Annotated in this window: 22 protein-coding genes; 9 read left to right on the top strand and 13 right to left on the bottom strand. The window is 63.5% G+C overall.

The genetic code is table 11. The features are described 5' to 3' along the window. From EOA49_RS19315 to EOA49_RS19285, 7 genes are all read left to right on the top strand, one after another. Positions 1-302: EF-Tu/IF-2/RF-3 family GTPase (locus EOA49_RS19315; protein ID WP_348626880.1), on the top strand; the 302-nt coding region annotated here is incomplete at its 5' end. Positions 303-429: 127 nt separating this feature from the next. Next, complete coding sequence (rbfA, locus tag EOA49_RS19310; RefSeq protein ID WP_127241624.1) at positions 430-849, top strand: 30S ribosome-binding factor RbfA; 420 nt, start codon at positions 430-432, stop codon at positions 847-849. Next, a complete protein-coding gene (gene truB / locus EOA49_RS19305) occupies positions 850-1,812 on the top strand; it encodes a tRNA pseudouridine(55) synthase TruB (protein WP_067324537.1) in 963 nt (320 codons plus the stop codon). It abuts the gene before it with no gap. Between the two features lie 167 nt (positions 1,813-1,979). After that, the gene (corA, locus tag EOA49_RS19300) at positions 1,980-3,074 is read left to right on the top strand and encodes a magnesium/cobalt transporter CorA (protein ID WP_127241625.1); all 1,095 of its coding nucleotides are present in this window, start codon (positions 1,980-1,982) and stop codon (positions 3,072-3,074) included. A 147-nt stretch (positions 3,075-3,221) separates the two neighbouring features. After that, complete coding sequence (gene rpsO, locus EOA49_RS19295; protein WP_275955123.1) at positions 3,222-3,533, top strand: 30S ribosomal protein S15; 312 nt, start codon at positions 3,222-3,224, stop codon at positions 3,531-3,533. A gap of 382 nt (positions 3,534-3,915) precedes the next feature. Further along, positions 3,916-6,066, top strand: a complete 2,151-nt coding sequence (gene pnp / locus EOA49_RS19290; RefSeq protein ID WP_095824224.1) for a polyribonucleotide nucleotidyltransferase — start codon at positions 3,916-3,918, stop codon at positions 6,064-6,066. An 81-nt stretch (positions 6,067-6,147) separates the two neighbouring features. Beyond that, positions 6,148-7,158 carry a class I SAM-dependent methyltransferase gene (locus EOA49_RS19285; RefSeq protein WP_127243302.1) on the top strand — a complete coding sequence of 337 codons (1,011 nt, stop codon included), beginning with the start codon at positions 6,148-6,150 and terminating at the stop codon, positions 7,156-7,158. A 70-nt stretch (positions 7,159-7,228) separates the two neighbouring features. Here the strand turns inward: EOA49_RS19285 and EOA49_RS19280 are convergent, their stop codons facing one another. The 4 genes from EOA49_RS19280 to fabA all read right to left on the bottom strand — a co-directional run bounded on the left by EOA49_RS19280 (position 7,229) and on the right by fabA (position 11,571). Further along, positions 7,229-8,782 (bottom strand): bifunctional diguanylate cyclase/phosphodiesterase, encoded by a 1,554-nt coding sequence (locus EOA49_RS19280; RefSeq protein WP_127240572.1) that lies wholly within the window; start codon positions 8,780-8,782, stop codon positions 7,229-7,231. Between the two features lie 102 nt (positions 8,783-8,884). Then, positions 8,885-9,697 carry an enoyl-ACP reductase FabI gene (gene fabI / locus EOA49_RS19275; RefSeq protein WP_095799331.1) on the bottom strand — a complete coding sequence of 271 codons (813 nt, stop codon included), beginning with the start codon at positions 9,695-9,697 and terminating at the stop codon, positions 8,885-8,887. 12 nt (positions 9,698-9,709) lie between these two features. After that, on the bottom strand, positions 9,710-10,930 hold the full coding sequence (gene fabB / locus EOA49_RS19270; protein WP_127240573.1) for a beta-ketoacyl-ACP synthase I: 1,221 nt from the start codon (positions 10,928-10,930) through the stop codon (positions 9,710-9,712). 125 nt (positions 10,931-11,055) lie between these two features. After that, entirely contained in the window at positions 11,056-11,571 is a 516-nt protein-coding gene (gene fabA, locus EOA49_RS19265; protein ID WP_027165888.1) for a 3-hydroxyacyl-[acyl-carrier-protein] dehydratase FabA, read from the bottom strand. 241 nt (positions 11,572-11,812) lie between these two features. Between fabA and irrA the strand changes: the two genes are divergently transcribed. Then, positions 11,813-12,244: an iron response transcriptional regulator IrrA gene (irrA, locus tag EOA49_RS19260; RefSeq protein WP_127240575.1), complete on the top strand. Its 432-nt coding sequence runs from the start codon at positions 11,813-11,815 to the stop codon at positions 12,242-12,244. A gap of 115 nt (positions 12,245-12,359) precedes the next feature. On the opposite strand, the gene EOA49_RS19255 is transcribed toward irrA, so the two are convergent. Then, a complete protein-coding gene (locus EOA49_RS19255; RefSeq protein WP_067324770.1) occupies positions 12,360-12,917 on the bottom strand; it encodes an SH3 domain-containing protein in 558 nt (185 codons plus the stop codon). A 168-nt stretch (positions 12,918-13,085) separates the two neighbouring features. On the opposite strand from EOA49_RS19255, the gene EOA49_RS19250 reads away from it, so the two are divergent. Further along, positions 13,086-14,087: a D-glycerate dehydrogenase gene (locus EOA49_RS19250; protein ID WP_066996380.1), complete on the top strand. Its 1,002-nt coding sequence runs from the start codon at positions 13,086-13,088 to the stop codon at positions 14,085-14,087. Positions 14,088-14,102: 15 nt separating this feature from the next. Here EOA49_RS19250 and EOA49_RS19245 read toward each other — a convergent pair whose 3' ends face one another. From EOA49_RS19245 to rpsT, 8 genes are all read right to left on the bottom strand, one after another. Then, positions 14,103-14,516: a DUF126 domain-containing protein gene (locus EOA49_RS19245; protein ID WP_067324544.1), complete on the bottom strand. Its 414-nt coding sequence runs from the start codon at positions 14,514-14,516 to the stop codon at positions 14,103-14,105. Beyond that, positions 14,513-15,766 carry an aconitase X catalytic domain-containing protein gene (locus EOA49_RS19240; protein ID WP_082953864.1) on the bottom strand — a complete coding sequence of 418 codons (1,254 nt, stop codon included), beginning with the start codon at positions 15,764-15,766 and terminating at the stop codon, positions 14,513-14,515. The genes EOA49_RS19245 and EOA49_RS19240 overlap by 4 nt, the downstream gene beginning before the upstream one ends. Next, the gene (locus tag EOA49_RS19235) at positions 15,763-16,251 is read right to left on the bottom strand and encodes a GNAT family N-acetyltransferase (RefSeq protein ID WP_095824219.1); all 489 of its coding nucleotides are present in this window, start codon (positions 16,249-16,251) and stop codon (positions 15,763-15,765) included. Before EOA49_RS19235 ends, EOA49_RS19240 begins: the two co-directional genes overlap by 4 nt. 4 nt (positions 16,252-16,255) lie before the next feature. Continuing rightward, on the bottom strand, positions 16,256-17,011 hold the full coding sequence (locus EOA49_RS19230; protein ID WP_095824400.1) for a molybdopterin-synthase adenylyltransferase MoeB: 756 nt from the start codon (positions 17,009-17,011) through the stop codon (positions 16,256-16,258). A gap of 183 nt (positions 17,012-17,194) precedes the next feature. Continuing rightward, a complete protein-coding gene (gene recF / locus EOA49_RS19225; RefSeq protein ID WP_127240576.1) occupies positions 17,195-18,355 on the bottom strand; it encodes a DNA replication/repair protein RecF in 1,161 nt (386 codons plus the stop codon). Between the two features lie 87 nt (positions 18,356-18,442). Continuing rightward, positions 18,443-19,561 carry a DNA polymerase III subunit beta gene (dnaN, locus tag EOA49_RS19220; protein WP_066996395.1) on the bottom strand — a complete coding sequence of 373 codons (1,119 nt, stop codon included), beginning with the start codon at positions 19,559-19,561 and terminating at the stop codon, positions 18,443-18,445. Positions 19,562-19,736: 175 nt separating this feature from the next. Continuing rightward, positions 19,737-21,209: a chromosomal replication initiator protein DnaA gene (dnaA, locus tag EOA49_RS19215; RefSeq protein WP_245432952.1), complete on the bottom strand. Its 1,473-nt coding sequence runs from the start codon at positions 21,207-21,209 to the stop codon at positions 19,737-19,739. Positions 21,210-22,118: 909 nt separating this feature from the next. Beyond that, on the bottom strand, positions 22,119-22,325 hold a 207-nt coding region (gene rpsT / locus EOA49_RS19210; protein ID WP_127243301.1), incomplete at its 5' end, for a 30S ribosomal protein S20.

The raw sequence follows: 22,325 nt of genomic DNA, 5'->3' as shown, positions 1-22,325 counted from the left end.
GGCGCGAGACCTTCATCGGCAATGCCGAGATCCTCGAGATCTTCGACATCTCGAAGGTCGGCAAGATCGCCGGCTGCCGCGTCACCGAAGGCAAGGTCGAGCGTGGCGCGGGCGTGCGCCTGATCCGCGACAACGTCGTCGTCCACGAAGGCACGCTGAAGACGCTGAAGCGCTTCAAGGACGAGGTTTCGGAAGTGCCGGGCGGTCAGGAATGCGGCATGGCCTTCCAGAACTACGAGGACATGCGCGTCGGCGACGTCATCGAGTGCTTCCGCGTCGAGATGGTGAGCCGGACGCTCTAATTTCGGATATACTTGCCGGAATTCACCGGGCGGCGGCCGCAAGGCTGCCGCCCGAGATCCTTGTTTCGTAGTTGAGACATGTGGCGCGGTCCCATCCCGCGCTTCACGATTTCAGGACTGAAGAAAAATGTCCCGTTCGACAACATCAGGCCCCTCCCAGCGCATGCTGCGCGTCGGTGAGCAGGTGCGTCACGCCCTATCCGAGACCCTGCAGCGCGGCGAAATCATCGACCCGGTGATCGAGAACAGTGTCGTCTCGGTCTCGGAAGTACGCATGTCGCCCGACCTCAAGATCGCCACCGCTTTCGTTTCTCCGCTTGGTGTCGGCGACGCCGATGCCGTGGTCGGGGCGCTCAACAGGCATGCGAAATTCATTCGCGGCCGCGTCTCGGGCGCGCTCAGGCAGATGAAGTACATGCCCGAGTTTCGCTTCCGGCTCGATACGTCTTTCGACAATTTCGCCAGGATCAACGAATTGCTGAAATCGCCCGAGGTCGCGCGCGATCTTGGCGACCAGAATAAAAACAACGACAAGGACGAGGAATAGGTGGCGCGCCGCGGCAAGAAGAAGGGCCGGCCGGTCTCCGGCTGGGTGGTGCTGGACAAGCCGGTCGGCATGGGCTCGACCGAAGCCGTCTCCAAGATCAAATGGCTGTTCCAAGCGGAGAAGGCCGGCCATGCCGGCACGCTCGACCCGTTGGCTTCCGGCATGCTGCCGATCGCGCTCGGCGAGGCGACCAAGACCGTGCCTTACGTGCAGGATGGCGCCAAGGTCTACCGCTTCACCGTCGCCTGGGGCGAGGAGCGGTCGACCGACGACCTCGAAGGGCCGGTGACGAACAGCTCGGACCGCCGCCCGGCCGAGGCCGAGGTGCGGGCGCTGCTGCCGAAATACACCGGCGTCATCATGCAGACGCCGCCGCAATTCTCTGCCGTCAAGATTGCCGGCGAGCGCGCCTACGATCTAGCCCGCGACGGCGAGACGGTCGACATTCCCGCCCGCGAGATCGAAATCGGCCGTTTGGACATCGTCGAGCATGGTGTCGATAGAACCGTCTTCGAGGTCGAGTGCGGCAAGGGCACCTATGTGCGCTCGCTGGCGCGCGACATGGGTCGCGATCTGGGCTGCTTCGGCCACATCTCCGAGTTGCGCCGCGTCGAGGTCGAGCCGTTCACGGCGGACGATTTCGTCACCGTCGCCGAGCTCGAAGCGGCGCGCTTCGGCGGCAAGACGGATGAGAATGCGGACGAAGAAGCCGAGGTGTCGGTCGATTTCGGCGCCATCGATGCGCTGCTGGTCGAGACCGCCGCAGCACTTGACTGCTTGCCGCAGGTCGCCGTCAGCGACGACGCCGCGACCAAGATCCGCCTCGGCAATCCCGTCATCATTCGAGGGCGCGACGCGCCGGTCGAGGCCGAGGAGGCCTGTGCCACGGCGCGCGGCAAGCTCGTCGCCATCGGCGCCATAGAACAGGGCATGTTCAAGCCCAAGCGGGTCTTTGCCGGTTGACGGCACTCGGCTAGTTTCGGCTCGCAGTTCCAGGAAAACGTGTAACGGTTCCCGTCGGAATTGCATGAAAACCGACGGTTAGAGCAGCGATCTGCTATGACGTCGCGCCCCAGGGGAGCTCATGGCCCAGAGGAATCATGGCCCAGAGGATTATGGCCCAGAGGATTGTGGCAATGGCTGAGACCGTCGGAAGGCGGGCGCCGCTGAAAATCCGCCGGCCGCCGGTCGGCGCTTCGCCCGGCACCTTGATCGCCGATCCGGCGGCGCGGCGCAGCGAGCTTCGGCTGACGTTGATCTCGCCGGAGAAATACAAAACCATCGACAATGCCAGCATCGACGAGCTCAACACCCATTGCGACCGCTGGCCGGTCGTCTGGCTTGATTGCACGGGGCTCGCGAACATCCCGCTGATCGAAGAGATCGGCCGGATTTTCGACCTTCATCCGCTGGCGCTCGAGGATGTCGTCAACACCGGCCAGCGGCCGAAGGTGGATTTCTTCGAGGACCACGCCTTCGTCGTCATGCGCATGATCGACGATGTCGCCGCGCATCGCTACGAGCAGATCGCGGTGTTCTTCGGCGAGAATTTCGTCGTCACCTTTCAGGAGCGCGAGGGCGACCCGTTCGATCCAGTGCGCAAGCGCATCGCGGCTCCCATGCCCAACCGGCTGCGCTCGCGCGGCGCCGACTATCTCGCCTATGCGCTGATCGACGCCATCGTCGACAGCTATTTCCCGCCGATCGAGACGGTGAGCGAATTGGTCGACGGCATCGAAGACCAGATGCTCAACACGCCCCACAAGCACCAGATGCGGCAGTTGCACGAATTGCGGCGCGACGCCAATGTGCTGAAGGGCGTTCTGTGGCCGATGCGCGACGCGCTGGCGACGCTGATCCGCAACGACGTGCCCTTCGTGCAGGCCGAGACCAAGATATTCTTCAACGATACGCTCGACCATGCGCTGCGGCTGATCGAACTGGTCGAGACCCAGCGCGACATGCTGACCGGCTTGATCGAAATGCATCTGTCGCTGACCCAGGCACGCACCAACGACGTCATCTCCTATCTGACCATCGTCTCGGTGATCTTCATGCCGCTCACCTTCCTCGTCGGTGTCTGGGGCATGAACTTCGACCCGGATAGCTCGCCCTGGAACATGCCGGAGCTCAAGGCCTACTACGGCTACCCGGCGGCACTTTTGTTCATGCTGGTCGTTGCTGTCGGGCTCGTCGCCTTCTTCAAATGGAAGAAGTGGCTGTAGCAGCAGAACCCTCTGTTTTTGCGGCAGGACATGCGACAAGCCGGCTTGACAATTAGTCTGGTGTTTTGCGGGAAATTGCACTATATGCGCGGCAGCTTCGCGCCCTGACGCGCTGCTTGCACCGGCCCCTGCTGGACGACATCCCGGCTGAGGGCGTCCCGTTTCCTCGAACAGATAAGGAAAAACACGATGTCGATTACTGCCGATCGCAAAAAAGAACTGATGGCCGAATTCGCGACCGCGAAGGGCGATACCGGGTCCCCGGAAGTCCAGGTTGCCATCCTTTCCGAGCGCATCAAGAACCTGACGGAGCACTTCAAGGACCACAAGAAGGATAACCATTCCCGCCGTGGTTTGCTTGCTCTCGTTTCCCAGCGCCGCAGCCTGCTTGATTACCTCAAGCGCAAGGATGACACGCGCTATCAGACGCTGATCGACAAGCTCGGTCTCCGTCGCTGACGAATTGACCGGCGGGCTCTCTGCGGAGAGCCCGCCGGTCGCGCATTGGCGGACCGGTCGCTCCGGTGCCCGATGCTGGAGTGGAGCGCGCCGCGCTCTCGAAATTCGCATTCGCGCATGGCGCGTCTCGGAAACAGGGGTTTTCGGCGTCGTGCGCAAAGGACCGGCCGACCGGTCGGCCAGACCCGGTTCCGGAAGCGCAAAGGGCCGTTCGGAACCGCCCATGGACGGTCATGGGGCAGGATTGCAGGATGCTCGCTCGGCAATCGCCACCTGTCGAGCTTCCCGTTGTCTTGCCCGTGGCTGCCCGAAGGAAGCCAGGGAAGGGATGCTCCGCGACCGTTGAGACGGCGCGGCCCTTTCCGCACATGAAGGACAAGATATGTTCAATCAACACAAAGTGGAAATCGAATGGGGCGGCCGTCCGCTCATCCTGGAAACCGGCAAGATCGCTCGCCAGGCTGACGGCGCGGTGCTCGCCACCTACGGCGAGACCGTGGTTCTCGCCACCGTCGTTTCGATGAAGGAGCCGAAGCCCGGCCTCGATTTCTTCCCGCTCACCGTCAATTACCAGGAAAAGACCTATGCCGCCGGCAAGATTCCGGGCGGCTACTTCAAGCGCGAGGGCCGTCCGAGCGAGAAGGAAACGTTGGTTTCCCGCCTGATCGACCGCCCGATCCGCCCGCTGTTTGCTGACGGCTACAAGAACGACACCCAGATCGTCGTCACCGTCGTCCAGCACGATCTCGAGAACGATCCGGACATCCTGTCGATCGTCGCTACCTCGGCCGCGCTCACCCTGTCCGGCGTGCCCTTCATGGGTCCGATCGGCGGCGCCCGCGTCGGCTACATCAACGGCGAGTATGTGCTCAATCCGCATATCGACGAGATGGAGGAATCGAAGCTCGACCTCGTCGTCGCCGGCACCGCCGACGCCGTGCTGATGGTCGAATCCGAGGCCAAGGAGCTCAGCGAGGAGCTCATGCTCGGCGCCGTCGTGTTCGGTCACAAGAGCTTCCAGCCGGTGATCGACGCCATCATCAAGCTGGCCGAGGTCGCCGCCAAGGATCCGCGCGACTTCACCGCGCCGGACCATTCGCAGCTCGAAGGCGAGATGCTGAAGGTTGTCGGCGACGAGCTTCGCGACGCCTACAAGATCATCGAGAAGCAGTCCCGCTACGCGGCCGTCGACGCCGTCAAGGCGAAGGTCAAGGCCGCGTTCACGCCGGCCGAAGGCGAGGATCCGAAATACTCCTCCGAGCAGATCGCAAGCGTCTTCAAGGAGCTCCAGGCCAAGGTCGTACGCTGGAACATCCTGGACACCGGCTCGCGCATCGACGGCCGCGACCTGAAGACCGTGCGCAAGATCGTCGCCGAAGTCGGCGTCCTGCCGCGTACCCATGGTTCGGCGCTGTTCACCCGCGGCGAGACTCAGGCGCTGGTCATTGCCACGCTCGGCACCGGCGAGGATGAGCAGTTCGTCGATTCGCTGACCGGCATGTACAAGGAGAAGTTCCTCCTCCACTACAACTTCCCGCCCTATTCGGTTGGCGAAACCGGCCGCATGGGCTCGCCGGGCCGCCGCGAGATCGGCCACGGCAAGCTTGCCTGGCGCGCGATCCACCCGATGCTGCCTTCGGCGGACCAGTTCCCGTACACGCTGCGCGTCGTCTCGGAGATCACCGAGTCGAACGGCTCGTCCTCGATGGCGACGGTCTGCGGCACCTCGCTGGCGCTGATGGATGCCGGCGTGCCGATCGCCAAGCCCGTGGCCGGCATCGCCATGGGCCTGATCAAGGAAGGCGAGCGCTTCGCGGTGCTCTCCGACATCCTTGGCGACGAGGATCATCTCGGCGACATGGACTTCAAGGTCGCCGGCACCGCCAACGGCGTCACCTCGCTGCAGATGGACATCAAGATCGATGGCATCACCGAGGAGATCATGGGCATCGCGCTCGGCCAAGCCAAGGAAGGCCGGCTGCACATCCTGGGCGAGATGGCGCATGCCATATCTTCCTCGCGCGCCGAGCTCGGCGAATTTGCGCCGCGCATCGAGGTCATGCACATCCCGACCGACAAGATCCGCGACGTCATCGGCTCCGGCGGCAAGGTGATCCGCGAGATCGTCGAGAAGACCGGCGCCAAGATCAACATCGAGGATGACGGCACGGTCAAGATCGCGTCGGCCAACGCCAAGGAGATCGAGGCGGCGAAGAAGTGGATCCACACCATCGTCGCCGAGCCGGAAGTCGGCGAGATCTACGAAGGTACCGTCGTTAAGACGGCCGACTTCGGCGCCTTCGTCAACTTCTTCGGCCCGCGCGACGGCCTCGTCCACATCTCGCAGCTCGCCAATGAGCGCGTCGCCAAGACCTCCGACGTCGTCAAGGAAGGCGACAAGGTTTGGGTCAAGCTGATGGGCTTCGACGAGCGCGGCAAGGTGCGCCTGTCGATGAAGGTCGTCGACCAGGCGACCGGCAAGGAAATCGTTCAGGAAAAGAAGAAGCCGGAAGGCGAGGAAGACGCCGCCTGATTGGCCTGACCGCATGATTGAAACGGGCGCGCTGCAAGGTCGCGCCCGTTTCTATTTCAAGCGCCCTTCAAGGGTAGGTGAATGGCCGCTGAGCCGCTGAAGACGCTGTTCTATCCGTTCGAGGCCGAAGCGCTGCCTTGGCCGCGAAGCGATGCCCGCATCCTGTTTCTTGGCGCTGAGCCTGGTTTCCGTTTGCCCGGCGGCGTCGCTGCGGCGCTGCATCTCGTGCAAGGTTTTCGGCCGCATTTTCGTGCTCTGCAGGCAGCCGGCTATTCGGTCACGCCGCAGGCGGAAGGCTCGGCCTTCGATGCTGCCCTTGTGCTGGCCGGCCGGCATCGCGGCCAGAACGAGCTGCGCATCGCCGAAGCCATCGAGCGCGTCGCGCCCGGCGGGTTGATCGTCGTCGCCGGCGGCAAGGAAGTCGGCATCGATAGCCTGCGCAAGCGCGTGGGCGCGCTGGCGCCGCTCGAAGCCCACCTGCCGAAGCATCACGGCGTCGCCTTCTGGTTCCGCCGGGCCGGCATGGATGCGGCCCGGGCGCTTCGCGCCGCCAATCCCGATCTGGTCGTCGAAGGCCGCTTCCGCACCGCGCCCGGCATGTTCTCCTTCGATCGGGTCGACGCAGGGTCGAAGCTTCTGCTGGACAGCCTGCCGCGGGAACTTGCGGGCAATGTCGCCGATTTCTGTGCCGGCTGGGGCTATCTGGCGGCCGGAGTGATGGAACGCTCGACAGGGCTTTCCGGTCTCGACCTCTACGAAGCGGATTTCGAGGCCCTGGAGGCGGCAAAGGTCAATATCCGCGCAACCGCAGTCGAGCCCCGCTTCTTCTGGACCGATCTGCTGACCGAAACGGTCGAGCGAGGTTACGACGCGATCGTCATGAACCCGCCCTTCCACAGCGGCAGGGCTGCCGACCCGGGCATCGGCGCTGGCATGATCCGTGCGGCGTCGAAGGCACTGAAACCAGGCGGACGCCTGTTCATGGTGGCGAACCGGCAGTTGCCCTACGAACAGGTGCTGGCGGGAGCCTTCTCCAGTCACGCCGAGGTCGCGCGCGATGGCATGTTCAAGGTGTTTTCGGCGCGGCGTTAAAAGCAATTCCAGGTAAAGCGTGAGACGGTTTTCCGTCCCCGTGATTGCTCCAGGAAATGAACGCAGCGCCCTACTGCAGGCTGACGAGGCGTGCCGGCTCGCGCCTGGCATGAACAGGGCGCAACGCGCCGAGCTCGATCTCGAGCGGCGCGGGGCGGCCGAACAGATAACCCTGCACGACCTCGCAACCGGCGGCTCTCAGCAGCGTCGCCTGGTTCTCGGTCTCGACGCCTTCGGCGATGATGCCGACGCCGAGCGCCCGCGATAGCCCCACGATGGTCGAGACGACAGCGCCCGAGCTGGAATCGGTATCGATGCGGCTGACGAAGGAGCGGTCGATCTTCAGCTTGCCGAACGAGAAGTCGATCAGATAGCTCAGGTTGGAATAGCCGGTGCCGAAATCGTCGACGGCGACCGAGATGCCCATCTCGGCGAGTTGCCGCAGGATGACGGCCGCGCGGTCGCGGTCCTGCATCATCGCCGTTTCGGTGACTTCGAGTTCCAGCCGCGACGGCTTGATGCCGGTCGATGCCATGGTCTGGCGCACGATGCCGACGAAGTCCCTGGTCATGAACTGGACCGGCGAGATGTTGACGGCGACGAAGCAATCCTCCGGCAGGTACTGGGCGTCGCTGCAAGCCTTGCGCAGCACCCATTCGCCGATCGGGTTGATCATGCCGGTTTCCTCGGCGATCGGAATGAATTCCATCGGCGGGATCATGCCGCGTTCCGGATGCTTCCACCGGATCAGCGCTTCATAGCCGACGACACGGCCGCCCTGCAGGTCGAATTGCGGCTGGTAGTGGAGGCTGAAGTCGCCGCGGTCGAAGGCGGTTTTCAGCTCCGATTCAATCCATTGCCGGTGGTCCGCAACGCGGCCCATGTCGGCGTGGAAGACCGACCAGTTGCCGATGCCGCTTGCGCGCGCATTCTGCAGCGCCAGGTTTGAACGGCGAAGGATGAGCACTGGATCGACGCCGTCCTTCGGCATCGCCACGATACCGACGGACATGCTGACCGACTGCAGATGCGTCTGGAGCTGGTAGGGCTCCATCATGCGGTTGATGAATGTTTCGAGGAACCGTTCGAGATATCCCCGGATCTCACGGTCTGGCAAGAGCACGGCGAATTCGCCGGCGCCGAGCCGCCCGATCACGGCATCCTCCGGCATGCTCTCCTTCAGCCTTTTGGTGAAGGCGCGGATCAGCTCGTCGCCATGACCGTAGCCGATGGCGTCGTTGATCTGCTTGAAGCGGTCGATGTCGATATCGATCAGATAGATCGGTTCGCCGGTCTCTAGCGTTTCCGCTGCCGCCGCTGCGACCTTTCCGACGATCGCCTGGCGCGTCAGCAGGCCGGTCATCTTGTCGAAATGGGTTTCCTTGAAGACGTATTCGGCCGATTCATCGATGCCTGCGAAGAATGACATCGCGGCGCCGCCGGCGGAAAGGGCACAGAGCGCGGCGATGATACCCGCCATCGTCCCGGCAGACATGCCGGCCAGGCCGTCGCCGAAGCCGAAGCGCAACCCCCAGAGTCCGAGGATAAAACTGCCCATGGCCGAGCTGGCGATGGTGATCAGCCGGAACAGCGGTGTTCGCTTCGGGTTGCTGACTGCAGACATGCAAGGTCCCTGAACTACAGGGCCGTTTAGCGGATACCTCCTTAAAATGGGTTTCCGCCAATGCCTCCAATTTTACTGGAAGGTGCTTTTTTCGTTAGCGAATTATTCGCGGGGGCCGTCGTTCTGCTTCAGTTCCTCTAGCGTCGGCATGGAGACGATGTGATAGCCGGAATCGACATAGTGGATCTCGCCTGTGACTCCCGAAGACAGATCGGACAGCAGGTAGAGCGCCGAGCCGCCAACCTCGTCGATGGTGACGGTGCGCCGTAGCGGCGAATTGCGCTGCTGATAAGAGAACATGTGGCGTGCGTCGGATACGCCTGAGCCGGCGAGCGTCCGCACCGGTCCTGCCGAGATGCCGTTCACCCGAATGCCGCGCGGGCCGTAATCGTTGGCGAGATAGCGCACGCTCGCCTCCAGTCCGGCCTTGGCGACGCCCATGACGTTGTAGTTCGGCATGACCCGCACCGACCCGGCATAGGTCAGCGTGATCATCGAGCCGCCGTTCGTCATCAGCGCGGCGGCATTGCGGGCGATCTCGGTAAAGGAATAGCAGGAGATCACCATGGTGCGGACGAAGTTGTCGCGGCTGGTGTCGGCGTAGAGGCCCTTGAGCTCGTTCTTGTCGGAGAACCCGATGGCGTGAACGACGAAATCCAGGCCGCCCCAGGCTTCGCGAAGCGTCTGGAAGGTTGCGGTGACCGAGGCGCTGTCCTCGACGTCGCAAGGCACGACCAGCGAGGCACCGAGCTTCTCGGCCAGCGGCTTGACCCGCCGCCCGAAGGCGTCGCCCTGATAGGTGAAGGCGAGTTCCGCCCCGTGTTCGGACAATTTCCTGGCGATGCCCCAGGCGATCGAATGATCGTTGGCGACCCCCATGACAAGCCCGCGCTTGCCCTTCATCAACCCTTCCATAAAAGGCAATCCTTATGCGGAATAGCGCTGGAAAATCAGCGTTGCGTTGGTGCCACCGAAACCGAAGGAGTTGGACAGGACGGTGTCGATCTTGGCATTGTCGATGCGCTTGCGCACGATCGGCATGCCCTCGAATTCGGGATCGAGCTCCTCGATATGGGCGCTCTCGCCGATGAAGCCGCCCTGCATCATCAGGATGGAGTAGATCGATTCCTGGACGCCTGCGGCGCCGAGCGAATGGCCGGTCAGCGACTTGGTCGAGGTGATATACGGCATGTGGTCGCCGAACACCTCGCGGATGGCGCCCATTTCCTTGGAATCGCCGACCGGCGTCGATGTGCCGTGCGTGTTGATGTAGTCGACCGGCGTCGAGACGGTTGCAAGCGCCTGCCGCATGCAGCGCACGGCGCCTTCGCCGGACGGCGCCACCATGTCGTAGCCGTCGGAGGTCGCGCCGTAGCCGACGATCTCGGCATAGATCTTGGCGCCGCGCGCCTTGGCGTGCTCCAGCTCTTCCAGCACCAGAACGCCCGCGCCGCCGGCGATGACGAAGCCGTCGCGGTTGACATCATAGGCGCGCGAAGCGGCCGATGCCTTGTCGTTGAATTTCGACGACATGGCGCCCATGGCGTCGAACAGGTCCGACATCGTCCAGTCGAGATCCTCGTGGCCGCCGGCGAACATCATATCCTGCTTGCCCCACTGGATCAGCTCACAGGCATTGCCGATGCAGTGCGCGGAGGTCGAGCAGGCGGACGAGATCGAGTAATTCACGCCGTGGATCTTGAACCAGGTGGCCAAGGTGGCCGAAGCGGTCGACGACATCGCCTTCGGCACCGCGAACGGACCGATCCGCTTCGGGCTGCTGTTCTTGAGCGTCGTTTCGGCGGCTTCCACGATGGTCCTGGTAGACGGTCCGCCGGAGCCCATCACGATGCCGGTCCGCTCATTGGTGATGTCGCTCTCGCCGAGCCCGGCGTCCGCGATCGCCTGATCCATGGCGACATGGTTCCAGGCAGCGCCTTGGCTCAGGAAACGCATTGCGCGGCGGTCGATCATCGCCGACGGGTCGAGCGTCGGCGCGCCCCATACCTGGCAGCGAAAACCGTGCTCGGCGAAGGAATTGGAAAAGCTGATGCCGGACTTGGCATCGTAAAGCGAGGCCTGCACCTCATTGGCGTTGTTGCCGATCGACGACACAATGCCGAGGCCTGTCACTACGACGCGTCTCATTCGCAACTCCTTCCGGCGTAGTTTGACGAAAAACCTAATTGGTTTCCGCCTTCGATCATACGCAAAATAAAACCGCGGCGTCCTTGCGCATCCGCCGGACACGCCAGGGCCCGTGGCGATGGCGATCAGGCGGCGGACTGCTTGGACAGGCCCACCTTCAGATCCGTTGCCGCGTATATGGGTTCGCCATCCGCCTTGAGCCAGCCGTCGGCGATGCCGAGCACGAGGCGGCCACGCATCACGCGCTTGAAGTCGACGCCATATTCGACCTTCTTGACCGATGGCGTCACCATGCCCTTGAACTTCACCTCGCCGGTCGACAGCGCCATGCCTTTGCCGGGTTCGCCGAGCCAGCCGAGATAGAAGCCGGTCAATTGCCACATGGCGTCGAGGCCGAGGCAACCCGGCATGATCGGATTGCCGATGAAATGGCAGGCGAAGAACCAAAGATCCGGCTTGATGTCGAACTCGGCACGGATGAAGCCCTTGTCGAAGGCGCCGCCGGTCTCGCTGATCTCGGTGATCCGGTCGAACATCAGCATCGGCGGGTAGGGCAGCTGGGCGTTTCCCGGTCCGAACAGCTCGCCGCGGGCGCAGGCAAGCAGTTCCTCGTAGTCGTAGCTGGACTTTTGACCCGCCATTAATTCCGTCCCCGTTCTCGTTCCGGGCGGCAGGGCGCCCATGTCGTTGGTTTCCTAACACACTCTGTTTGTGGCCGGAAACCGGCGTTTGCGCTTAACCCGTGCGCCTGCCTGGGTCAATGCGCGCTATTGATCGCATTTGGGCGACAGAATATATGTCGGGTGGTGTCCAGTTTTTGGCATTGACCTCTTTTTGCCATTCTGGACCGGTCTATGGGGCTTGCAAGCTTAGACGGGATAGATGGATTCGGGCTGCCGGAAGGAAAATGTCGCTGTGGACAAGCGGGTTCGCGAAGCCGGCCTGAGGCCGACGCGCCAGCGCATTGCGCTGGCCGACCTGCTTTTCGCCAAGGGCGACCGTCACCTTTCGGCCGAAGAATTGCATGAAGAGGCGATCGCCGCCGGTGTGCCGGTTTCGCTGGCCACCGTCTACAATGCCCTTCATCAATTCACCCAGGCCGGCATGCTGCGCATCCTCGCCGTCGAAGGGTCGAAGACCTATTTCGACACCAACACTTCCGATCACCACCACTTCTATGTCGAGGGCGAGAACCGGATCTTCGATATCGTCAGCGGCCCGGTGAGCGTCTCCAACCTGCCGGAGCCTCCGGAAGGCATGGAGATCGCCAACGTCGATATCGTGGTGAGGCTGCGCCCCAAGCGCCGCGACTGATCTGCCCGCGATGAGGCCCGTCGATCTGGCGATACGGCTCGAAGACCATGATCGCGAAAAGTCGGAACCGGTTTTGCTACGCTGACCTACGGTTTGGATCAGATCATGGTCCAGATCAGTTCTTGACCTTTTCTCCCGGGTAGGCGCCCCAGACCTGCGACTGGGCGACCCAGCCGGTATGGCCGTCGAAGGTCATCTCGCACCACTGACCGTCGCACTTCTTGATCGAGCCCATCACGCCTGGCTCGAGGATGGCGACAACGCCGGCGTCCTTGTCGGGATCGTCGAGCAGATTGATTCGGCCGCCCTTGCCGCGCTGCCAGGGGGCGACGATCGCGGTGCGGCGGCCCGAAAGCAGCGACTGGTTGATCCAGCCTTCGGAGCCGTCGGCGTCACGCACGCGGCGCCAGGTGTCGAATTCCTGGATGATTTCCATCGGCAGTCCGGCCTTCATGTACATCCAGTCGACGGAATAGTTGGCGCCCGGACCGACGCGCGAGTTGACGCGTCCGGATTTCAGGCTGACGAAGCGCGGCAGCGGCAGGCCGCTCGGCCCCAGCGTCACGGTCTGCGCCGACGTGGCCGCGCCTTGCGCGGATGTCTGCGGCGCCCAAAGCAGAGTGCCGAGAACGGCTGCGCTGAAAGCCAGGCGGAGCGAGGCGAAACCAGACACGTTCATTCCTTTCGGCGCCGGTCCGTGGGAGGAGCGCCCCTTTTTCTTTGTCTTCGGCGGCATCGCTTGTTACAGGAGTGGGCTGATACCGCGACTGGCTTCAAGTTTCGCTTGTCTTGGTTAAAGAGGTCTCAACGAGATCGGTTTCGAGGAAGCTTCGGGGAAACAATGGCAGGTAAAAAACGGCCCCTCGTCGTCATCACGCGCAAGCTGCCCGATCCGGTGGAGACCCGCATGCGCGAACTGTTCGACGCGCGCCTCAACGTCGAGGACCGGCCGATGACCCAGCCTGAGCTGGTTGCGGCGGTCAAGGAAGCCGACGTGCTGGTCCCGACCATCACCGACCACATCGATGCCGCGCTGATCGCCCAGGCCGGCGAGAACCTCAAGCTGATTGCCAATTTCGGCAACGGCGTCGACAAGATTGACGTCTCGGCGGCTGCCAAGAAAGGCATCACCGTCACCAACACGCCGAACGTGCTCACCGAAGACACCGCCGACATGACCATGGCGCTGATGCTCGCCGTGCCGCGCAGGCTGGCCGAAGGCGCCAACGTGCTCACCGGCGAGAAGAAATGGGCCGGCTGGTCCCCGACCTGGATGCTCGGCCGCCGCATCTGGGGCAAGCGCCTGGGCATTGTCGGCATGGGCCGTATCGGCACGGCGGTCGCCAGGCGCGCCAAGGCGTTCGGCCTGTCCATCCACTACCACAACCGCCACCGCGTGCTGCCGGCGGTCGAGGACGAATTGGAAGCGACGTATTGGGAAAGCCTCGACCAGATGCTCGCCCGGATGGATATCATCTCGGTCAACTGCCCGTCGACGCCGGCGACCTTTCATCTGCTGTCGGCCCGGCGGCTGGCGCTGATGCAGCCGGCGGCCTACATCGTCAACACAGCGCGGGGCGACATCATCGACGAAGAGTCGATGATCAAACTCATCCAGGACGGCAAGATCGCCGGCGCCGGCCTCGACGTCTACGAGCACGAGCCGGCGCTGAACAGCAAGCTGTTGAAGCTCGCCCACAAGGGCAAGGTCGTTCTGTTGCCGCATATGGGCTCGGCGACGCTCGAAGGCCGCATCGACATGGGCGAGAAGGTGATCATCAACATTCGCGCCTTCTTCGACGGCCATCGCCCGCCGGACCGTGTGTTGCCGCTCAGGACCTGAAAAACCACGGGTTGTTCAGGCGGCGACGCTCACGGCGCCGTCGTCGTCGACTTTGACGGTGCTTCCGCGATAGGCGTCGAACACACCGCGTCCGAGCCGCACCGCCATAGGTGTTTCCCAGCCCATTTCGCGCGCGACGATCAGGCCGAGCAGAAGAATGGCGTCCGGCTCGTGCAGCACAAGGGCTGCCGGCCCGCGGCCGTTGTGGACCAGTTCCATCAGCACTGCCGAAGCCGACGACGAGCCGATGGTGCCCGGCAGGAACAGCACCCGGCCGGAAATCACCTCGCCATGCTGCGGGTGGCGGACATCGGCGATGCGGCCTGTCTGCGGGTCGACGCCGCCCCAGAAGCTGATCGGCGCCGTCAGCACCAGCGCTTCGCCTTTACCGGCCTTGCCCCGTACCAATATCTCCGTGGCGGCGCTCATGCGGCGAGGTCCGTGAAGCGCGGCTTGCCGGCGACCGCGCTTTCGACGCAATCGGCGAGCGAGGCATAGAGCACCGCATAGCCGGTGTTGCCCGGAGCGTAATGCGCGAACTTGCCCGAATTGGTCATAAGCACGCCGCCGGCAAGTTCCGGCATGATCGGCGTCACCACCACGCATGTGTCGGCAACGATGACGACCCCGCTCGCTTCGAGCCTCTTCCGCCGGCCGTCCTGCTCCAGGAAGGCAAGCACATGACGGCCGGTGCAGGCATAGATCGGCACGGCGAGCCGTCTTCCGGCAATCAGCCGCTCCAGCATCTCGAACTCGGCAAAGGACAGATGCGGGCTGCCAATGGCGACCGCATCGATGGTTTTCGGCACCGCCGCCGTCGACAGGCCGGCGCGAGCCTTCGCCGCCATCTGCGGCGTGACGTGGATCACCGCCTCCGGTTTCGGCTCGGCCAGAATGGTTTCGACGTTCGGCGCCTCTGGCGTGACACCTGCAATGTGGAACAGCCCGACCGCGCCGGAGGAAGCGGCAGCGGCGCCGAAGGCCTTTAGCGCGTCGTCGCCGGGATGATTGGCGATGCCGACGACGACGCCGATCGTATCCCCGACCTCGCGGCCATAGAGGCTGCCCAGCACCGGCCAGGCGATCTCGGAAGCGAGGAAGGAAGGCAATAGGCCCGAGACGTCGAACACCAGCCGCGCCCGGCGGTTCTCGGCCCGGTGCAGGCCATAATCCGGTGCGCGGCCGGTGATGGCGCAGGCGATGTCGAGGAAATCGCCGTAGCGGTTGGTGCGGGCGCCCAGCACCGAATTGCAGAACACCACCGCATTGGACTCGCCCCAGGCGACATCGCTGCCCTGTGCCGGCCTGTGCCCGGCCTGATAGGGCGCGCAGGTCCAGCTTTGTTCGCAGCCGAGCTTGCGATAGGCATCCATCATCCGCCGCGCCATGCCGCGCTGCGGCTCTTCCAGGCGGATGCGCGAGCAGCCCGTCAGGTCGAGCGCCCCGACATTGAGCGTCGAGCGCACGGCAACACTGGCGCCGCCTTCGACCAGCCGCTCGGCGAACAGCGTGCCGGAATCGCCATGATAGAGCGCGCCGTCGATATGCGCCGAACAGATCGGGATCAGCCCCGGCGCGCCGAGCAGGCGCGCGCTCTCGGCGACGATGCGCATCGCCATTCCCGCGCCGTCCTTACCGGCGGCGGTTGCCTGTTCCTCCGGGCTGAGCGCGAGGCTCAAGACAGCACCTTGCGCATGGTGATCGAGGTCGGCCTGTCGTAGCCCGCATGCGCGGTGCGCCCGGTCTCGCGAAAGCCGAGCCGGGCGAAGGCCGCGTGGTTCGCCGTAAGCTCGATACGCGTCTGCAGCTCGAGGGCCTGCTTGCCGCGCCGGTGGGCAAGATCGTCGACGGCCTGCATCAGCCGTCCGCCTATGCCTCGCCCCTGAAGGCCAGGCTCGACGGCAAGCTTGCCGACATAGAAATCGTCTGCCCTCTCCATCGCAAAGACGCAGCCGACGATCCGGCCGTTCTCCATGGCCAGGAACGGCGTTTCTTGCCCGGCCTTGCTCTTGAGGTTTTCGGGTGTGAGATGATGCGCCGAGGACGGCGGGTCGATGACGCCGTCCATATAGGCGAAGGCGCGCCGGATCAGCGCCAGCAATTCGTCCCACTGCGCAAAGTCCGGCGGAAGCTCGCTGACGAGGAGAGTGGCCGTCTGATCCATGCGCTCAGACTGCCTTGTAGCGGACGGTGTCGAAACGGGCGGTCAGCCCGTCGTAAAGCAGCAGCCGGCCGACCAGCGGCTCGCCGATGCCGGCGATCAGCTTAATCGCTTCCATTGCCTCCAGCGTGCCGATGACGCCCGTCAGCGCGCCGACGATGCCGGCAACGGCGCAGGATGGCACCAGCCCTTCGGGCGGCGCTTCCGGAAAAAGGTCGCGGTAGCCTGGATTGCGCTGGCCATTGGCCCCCGTTTCAAATGGCTTCAGCACCGTCACCGAGCCGTCGAAACGGCCAACGGCGGCAGTGACCAGGGGCTTCTTTTCCTGCGCGCAGGCATCGGCCAGAGCATAGCGTGTCTCGAAATTGTCGGAGCCGTCGACCACGATATCGTATTGGGCGACGAGGGCAGGGGCATTTTGCTCGGTCAGCCTGAGGCGATGCAGTTCCACCCTGACATTGGGGTTGATGCGCAAGATCGCCGCCGAAGCGCTGTCGGTCTTCGCCATGCCGATTGTATCGCTGCCATGGATCACCTGCCGCTGCAGGTTGGACAAGGAGACATCATCGTCGTCGACGATGCCGAGCGTGCCGACGCCGGCCGCCGCGAGATATTCGAGCACAGGCGCCCCAAGCCCGCCGGCGCCGATCACCAGCACCCGCGCCCGCTTCAGCTTCTGCTGGCCGGGGCCGCCGATTTCGGGCAGCACGATGTGGCGGGCATAGCGCTCAAGCTCTTCGTCGGTGAGGGCAGCGTTCGTCATGGCCGGACCATATAGCGGGCAGGAAGCCTTGTCATGCGCATGCAAGGCGAAGCCTCGTCACTGACATGCAAGGCGAAGCCTTGTCATGCATATGCAAAGCGAAGCTTTGTCACTCACATGCAAGGCGAAGCCTTGTCCCGCAGGACAAATCATCGTGCAAGGCGCTTTCAACTCTTCGACAGTTCAGCCGGTCGGGCCGACGCTGCCGTGATCGACCGTCAGGAATTGCGCCCGCCCGGCAAGGCTGGAAAACAGCGCCGCGTCGGTGCCGGTCATGAAGGCCTGGCAGTTGAGCTCTTCGAGGATGGAAAACAGCGCCGCGCGCCGGCCGCCATCGAGATGCGCGGCGATCTCGTCGAGCAACAGGATCGGCGTCAGGCCCGACATCTCGCCGGTCAGCCTCGCATGCGACAGCACGATGCCGACAAGCAGCGCCTTCTGCTCGCCGGTCGAGCACAATTCGGCCGGCATCGACTTCGGCCGGTGACGGACCACGAGGTCGGAGCGATGCGGACCGTCGAGCGTGCGGCCGGCGGCGCGGTCGCGCTCGCGCCCATTGGCGAGTATGGCGCGGAATCGCTCCTCGACGTCGACTGCCGGTGTGACCGCGATTTCGCTTTCCAATTCGCCGGCGAGGCTGATGTCGGCCTGCGGAAACGGGCCGCTGCCCGGCAGCTTGTCGATCATGGCCGCAAGCAGTCGCACCAGCTCGGCCCTGGCCGCCGCGATCGCCACCCCGGTTTCGGCGATCTGCATCTCGATCGCGTCGAACCAGCCGCTGTCGCGCGAGCCTTCCGTAAGCAAACGGTTACGGCCACGCATCGCCTTCTCGTAATCAAGCACGCGCTGCCCATGGCCGGGGTCGATCGCCAGCACCAGTCGGTCGAAGAAGCGGCGGCGGTCGGCGGCCGGCCCTGGAAACAGCCCGTCCATCGCCGGCGTCAGCCAGACGACCCGCAGCCATTCGAGCATATCCTCGGCCGATTTTGCCGGCGCGCCGTTGATGCGCACGCGCCTGCCGCCTTCCGCGGCACCATCGCCGCCGGCAATGCCGGTGCCGATTTCGACCTGACCTTCCGGTCCTTCGATGCGCGCATGCAAGGCAAAGCCGCCATCGCCGCCCTCGCGGGCGACGTCGGCGTAAGGCGCGCGGCGCAGCCCGCGCCCCGGCGTCAGCAGCGAAACGGCTTCGAGCAGATTGGTCTTGCCGGCGCCATTGTCGCCGGACAGCACGACAGCGCCAGGGCCGAGATCAAGCGAAAGTCCCGCATAGTTGCGAAAATTTGTAAGTGTAAGCTTACTTATATAGCTCTGCTGCCGAAGCTGTTTGGCGTCCGAGGTCACGGCGACATGTGAGGCCTGCTAGAGCAATTCCAGGAAAAGTGCATAGCGGTTTTCCGTCCGGAATTGCGTCAACAAAAGAGACAAAGCCTAGACCCGCATCGGCATCAGCACGTAGAGCGCGGTCTCGTCGGCCATGTCGTGGATCAGCGTCGGAGACCCGGCATCCGCCAGCATGAACTTGGCTTCCGAACCGGTGAGCTGGGCGGCGACGTCGAGCAGATATTTGGCGTTGAAGCCGATCTCGATCGGGTCGGACGAGTATTCGGCCGCCAGCTCCTCGGTTGCGCTGCCGGAATCCGGATTGTTGACGGCGAGCGTGAGCTGGCCGTCATTGATCGACAGTTTCACGGCTCGGCCGCGCTCGGACGAAATGGTCGAGACGCGGTCGACGGCGGCGGCAAAGCTCTGGCGGTCGATAACCAGCTTCTTGTCATTGCCGGTCGGGATGACGCGCTGATAATCGGGGAAGGTGCCGTCGATCAGCTTCGAGGTCAGGATGACGCTGCCGATGGTGAAGCGGATCTTGGTATCCGACAGTTCCGTCGTCACCGCGATATCAGGGTCGTCGACCAGCTTCTGCAGCTCGCTCACCGTCTTGCGCGGGATGATGATGCCGGGCATGCCTTCGGAGCCTGCCGGCGCGTCGATCTCGGCGCGCGCCAGTCGGTGCCCGTCGGTCGCGACCGAGCGCAGCTTCAGCTTGCCGCCCGCCTCATGCGTGTGCAGGAAGATGCCGTTGAGATAGTAGCGCGTCTCTTCGGTCGAGATCGCGAACTGCGTCTTCTCGATCAGGCCCTTGAGCGCCACCGAATCGAGCCGGAAGATGTGCGAGAAGGAGCCGGCTGAAAGCTCCGGGAAATCGGACTGCGGCAAGCACTGCAGGCGGAAGCTGGAGCGCCCGGACGTGACGGTCATCGCGTTGCCGTCCTCGTCGGTCTTCAGCATCACCTCCGCGCCGTCGGCCAGCTTGCGCACGATGTCGTAGAGCAGATGCGCCGGAACCGTCGTCGCGCCGCCGCGCTCGACCTTGGCCGGCGTGGCTTCGGTCACTTCAAGGTCGAGGTCGGTGGCCTTCATTTCCAGGCTGGCGCCCTCGGCGCTGAGCAGCACATTCGACAGGATCGGGATGGTGTTGCGCCGCTCCACCACGCGATGGACGTGGTTGAGGGACTTCAGGAGATTGGATCGTTCCAGGATAACACGCATGACGAAACAGGCTCGCTTCAATGAATGAGCGGGTCACCGGGCAGCGGCGTCCCGCAAAAGCTCCGAAAAGCTCAGAATCTATGTAAGCTGACAGTAAAAACCCTGCAAACGCAAGCCCGCGGCACCGGTTCCAGCCGGTTGCGCGGGCTTTCTGGGGATAAAGCGGGCTAAGCGCTCAGGCCTGCTCGTTGATCAGCCTTCTGAGCAGTTCGAGTTCCTGTGCCAGCGTGTTGTCGGCGCCGGAAAGATCCTCGATCTTGCGCACGGCGTGCAGAACCGTCGTGTGATCGCGGCCGCCGAAACGGCGTCCGATCTCCGGCAGCGAGCGCGGCGTCATCACCTTGGAGAGATACATCGCTACCTGCCGCGGTTTGACGATGGTGCGCGTGCGACGGTTTGAGAGCAGTTCCGTCTTCGAAACGTTATAGTGGCGCGCCACGATGCGCTGGATGTCCTCGATACGCACCCGCTTCGGCTCGCCCGAGCGGTAGATATGGCCGAGGATCTCGTCGATGCGGTCGATAGTGATCTGCGGCTCGAAGGACTGGCGAAACAGAAGCTGGTTGAATGCGCCTTCGAGCTCGCGCCCGCTGCCCGTCACCGTTCTGGCGACGTGATCGAGGATCTCATCCGAAATGTCGAGCGAGGTATCGTCGATCTTGGCAGTGGCAAGGCGCAGCTTCAGCATGCCGAGGCGCATGCCGAAATCCGGTGCCGACATTTCGAGCGCCACGCCGCCGTTGAGGCGCGAGCGCACCCGCGGCTCCAGCGACTCCAGTTCAGACGGCGGCCGGTCGGCGGCGACCACCACCTGCTTGGCGCTGTCGAGCAGCATGTTGATGAGATGGCAGAACTCGTGCTGGATCGACTTGCCCTGCAGAAACTGCATGTCGTCGATTATCAGCAGATCGATGTCGCGCAGCTGCTCCTTGAGCGTCAGCGCATTGTTGTCACGGATCGCGGTGGCGAAGCGCCACATGAAATATTCCGCCGTCAGGTAGACCACGCGCGATTTCGGATTGTGCCGCAGCGATTCCGCCGCGATCGCCTGCAACAGATGCGTCTTGCCCAGGCCGACGGTCGCATGGAGAAAGAGCGGGTTGAAGCGCACCGCGCTCGACTGCGATTCCGCCACCGCCTTGGCCGCCGCGAAAGCAACACGGTTCGAAGGGCCTTCGATGAACGAAGTGAAAGTGTAGCGCGGGTCGAGCGGCGACCCCAGCACATTGTGGCGGAACTCGGTCTCCACTGGCACGCCCTGGCGGGGCGCCGGCGCCCGTTCCACCCGACCGGCGCTCGCGGTGCCGGCGGCAAGCGCGGTCTGGGCCTGCTTGGTCATCTTGCGCGCCGGCGCGATCTCCGGCTCGACATTGTTGCGGCCCTGCCGCGTGGCGGTCCGCACGACGATCTCGATCTTGAGAAGGTCGGGATCCTCGTGCCTCCACAGTTCGGCGATAAGATCAAGGTAATGGCCGTTGATCCACGACCGCAGGAAGGCCGTCGGTACCGAGATGCGGACCATGCCGCGAGACGCCTCGGCAACCTTCATGCGGCCAAACCAGCTCGAATAGACCTCGGCTCCCAGACGCGCCTTCAATTGGGCCTTGACCCGCTCGAACTTCTGTTCAGCGTCGCTGGATGCCGCCATGTCGTCCCCTCCGACGATAGTTGCTGGGAATGGGAGTTCGCCCGCAATCTCCCCCTCGATGCCGCTCTGCATGATCAAGTTCCTTGTCTCTCGTACCCTTTTTCCGCCGGGAGTGCGCCTCCTGCACCCTGGGTCCGGCGACGTTTTTCGCTGCGCCTCTATCGCCGCCGCCGGCGATATCGTTGCAACGTTGCGCAAGGGACCTCTGCCGGCTCTCGCAAGCCGGCTTGATCATGCCAAGACAATACAACACCGCCCGGCGAAAATGCCGGCCCAACGTCGACTGCCATGTACAATTACGCCAGTCCCCTACCCGCACCGAAGAGACAAACCAAGCCGCACGCGGAATTGCTCCGCGTCATGAATTCCGCCATTTTCTGCTGGCCGATTCAGGCTGGGTTAAGGGCAGGTGCCCGTCCCTTCGATGGATGGACATTACCGAAATCGCTGTGGATAGGGCAAGGCCACGTCTAACGGATTTTTAACGAATCTGGTTACCGGAGACGTGTTCAAAGCAGGTGCCACTGCGGCCCATTTTCATAAAGCCATTGTGATTCAAACCCTTTTCCGTGGAATGTGAAAAAGGCCACACCTTCGGAAATTTTCTGAAATAATTCTCTTGACAGCTACTTGTCCCCCGCCGCTCCTCCGCGAGTTGAACAAGCTGTGGATGACCGTCTGTAAGCTTTTGAAAAATATATCGATTTTGTGGCAGGCTCATCTGTGGCCGTGCCCGCATCCAGCGGTCGTCGACATGAGCGATTATGTATATGCCGGCAAAACATTGGCTACTTTGAAATTCGGCCCAATCGTAGTTGTCCGACCGTTCTTTTTAAGTACTTGCCGGCAAACGAAAAAACCCGGCCTGTGCGGCCGGGTTCAAGGATAACGGTTCTAAAGGGAAGTCGGTCAGGCCGACAGCACCTTGACCCGCTGGGCCAGCCGCGAAACCTTGCGGGAAGCCGTGTTCTTGTGGAGGACACCCTTGGTTGCGGCGCGCATCAATTCCGGCTCCGCGGCCTTGAACGCTTCGAGCGCAGCAACCTTGTCGCCGGCGGCGAGCGCCTCTTCGACCTGGCGAACATAGGTGCGGACGCGCGACCGACGGTTCTTGTT

Source organism: Mesorhizobium sp. M1A.F.Ca.IN.020.04.1.1, from assembly GCF_003997315.1.
In the GTDB taxonomy this organism is placed as follows: domain Bacteria; phylum Pseudomonadota; class Alphaproteobacteria; order Rhizobiales; family Rhizobiaceae; genus Mesorhizobium.
The sequence above is the reverse complement of the archived record's forward strand: the minus strand, read 5'-3'. Positions and strand labels throughout refer to the sequence as shown.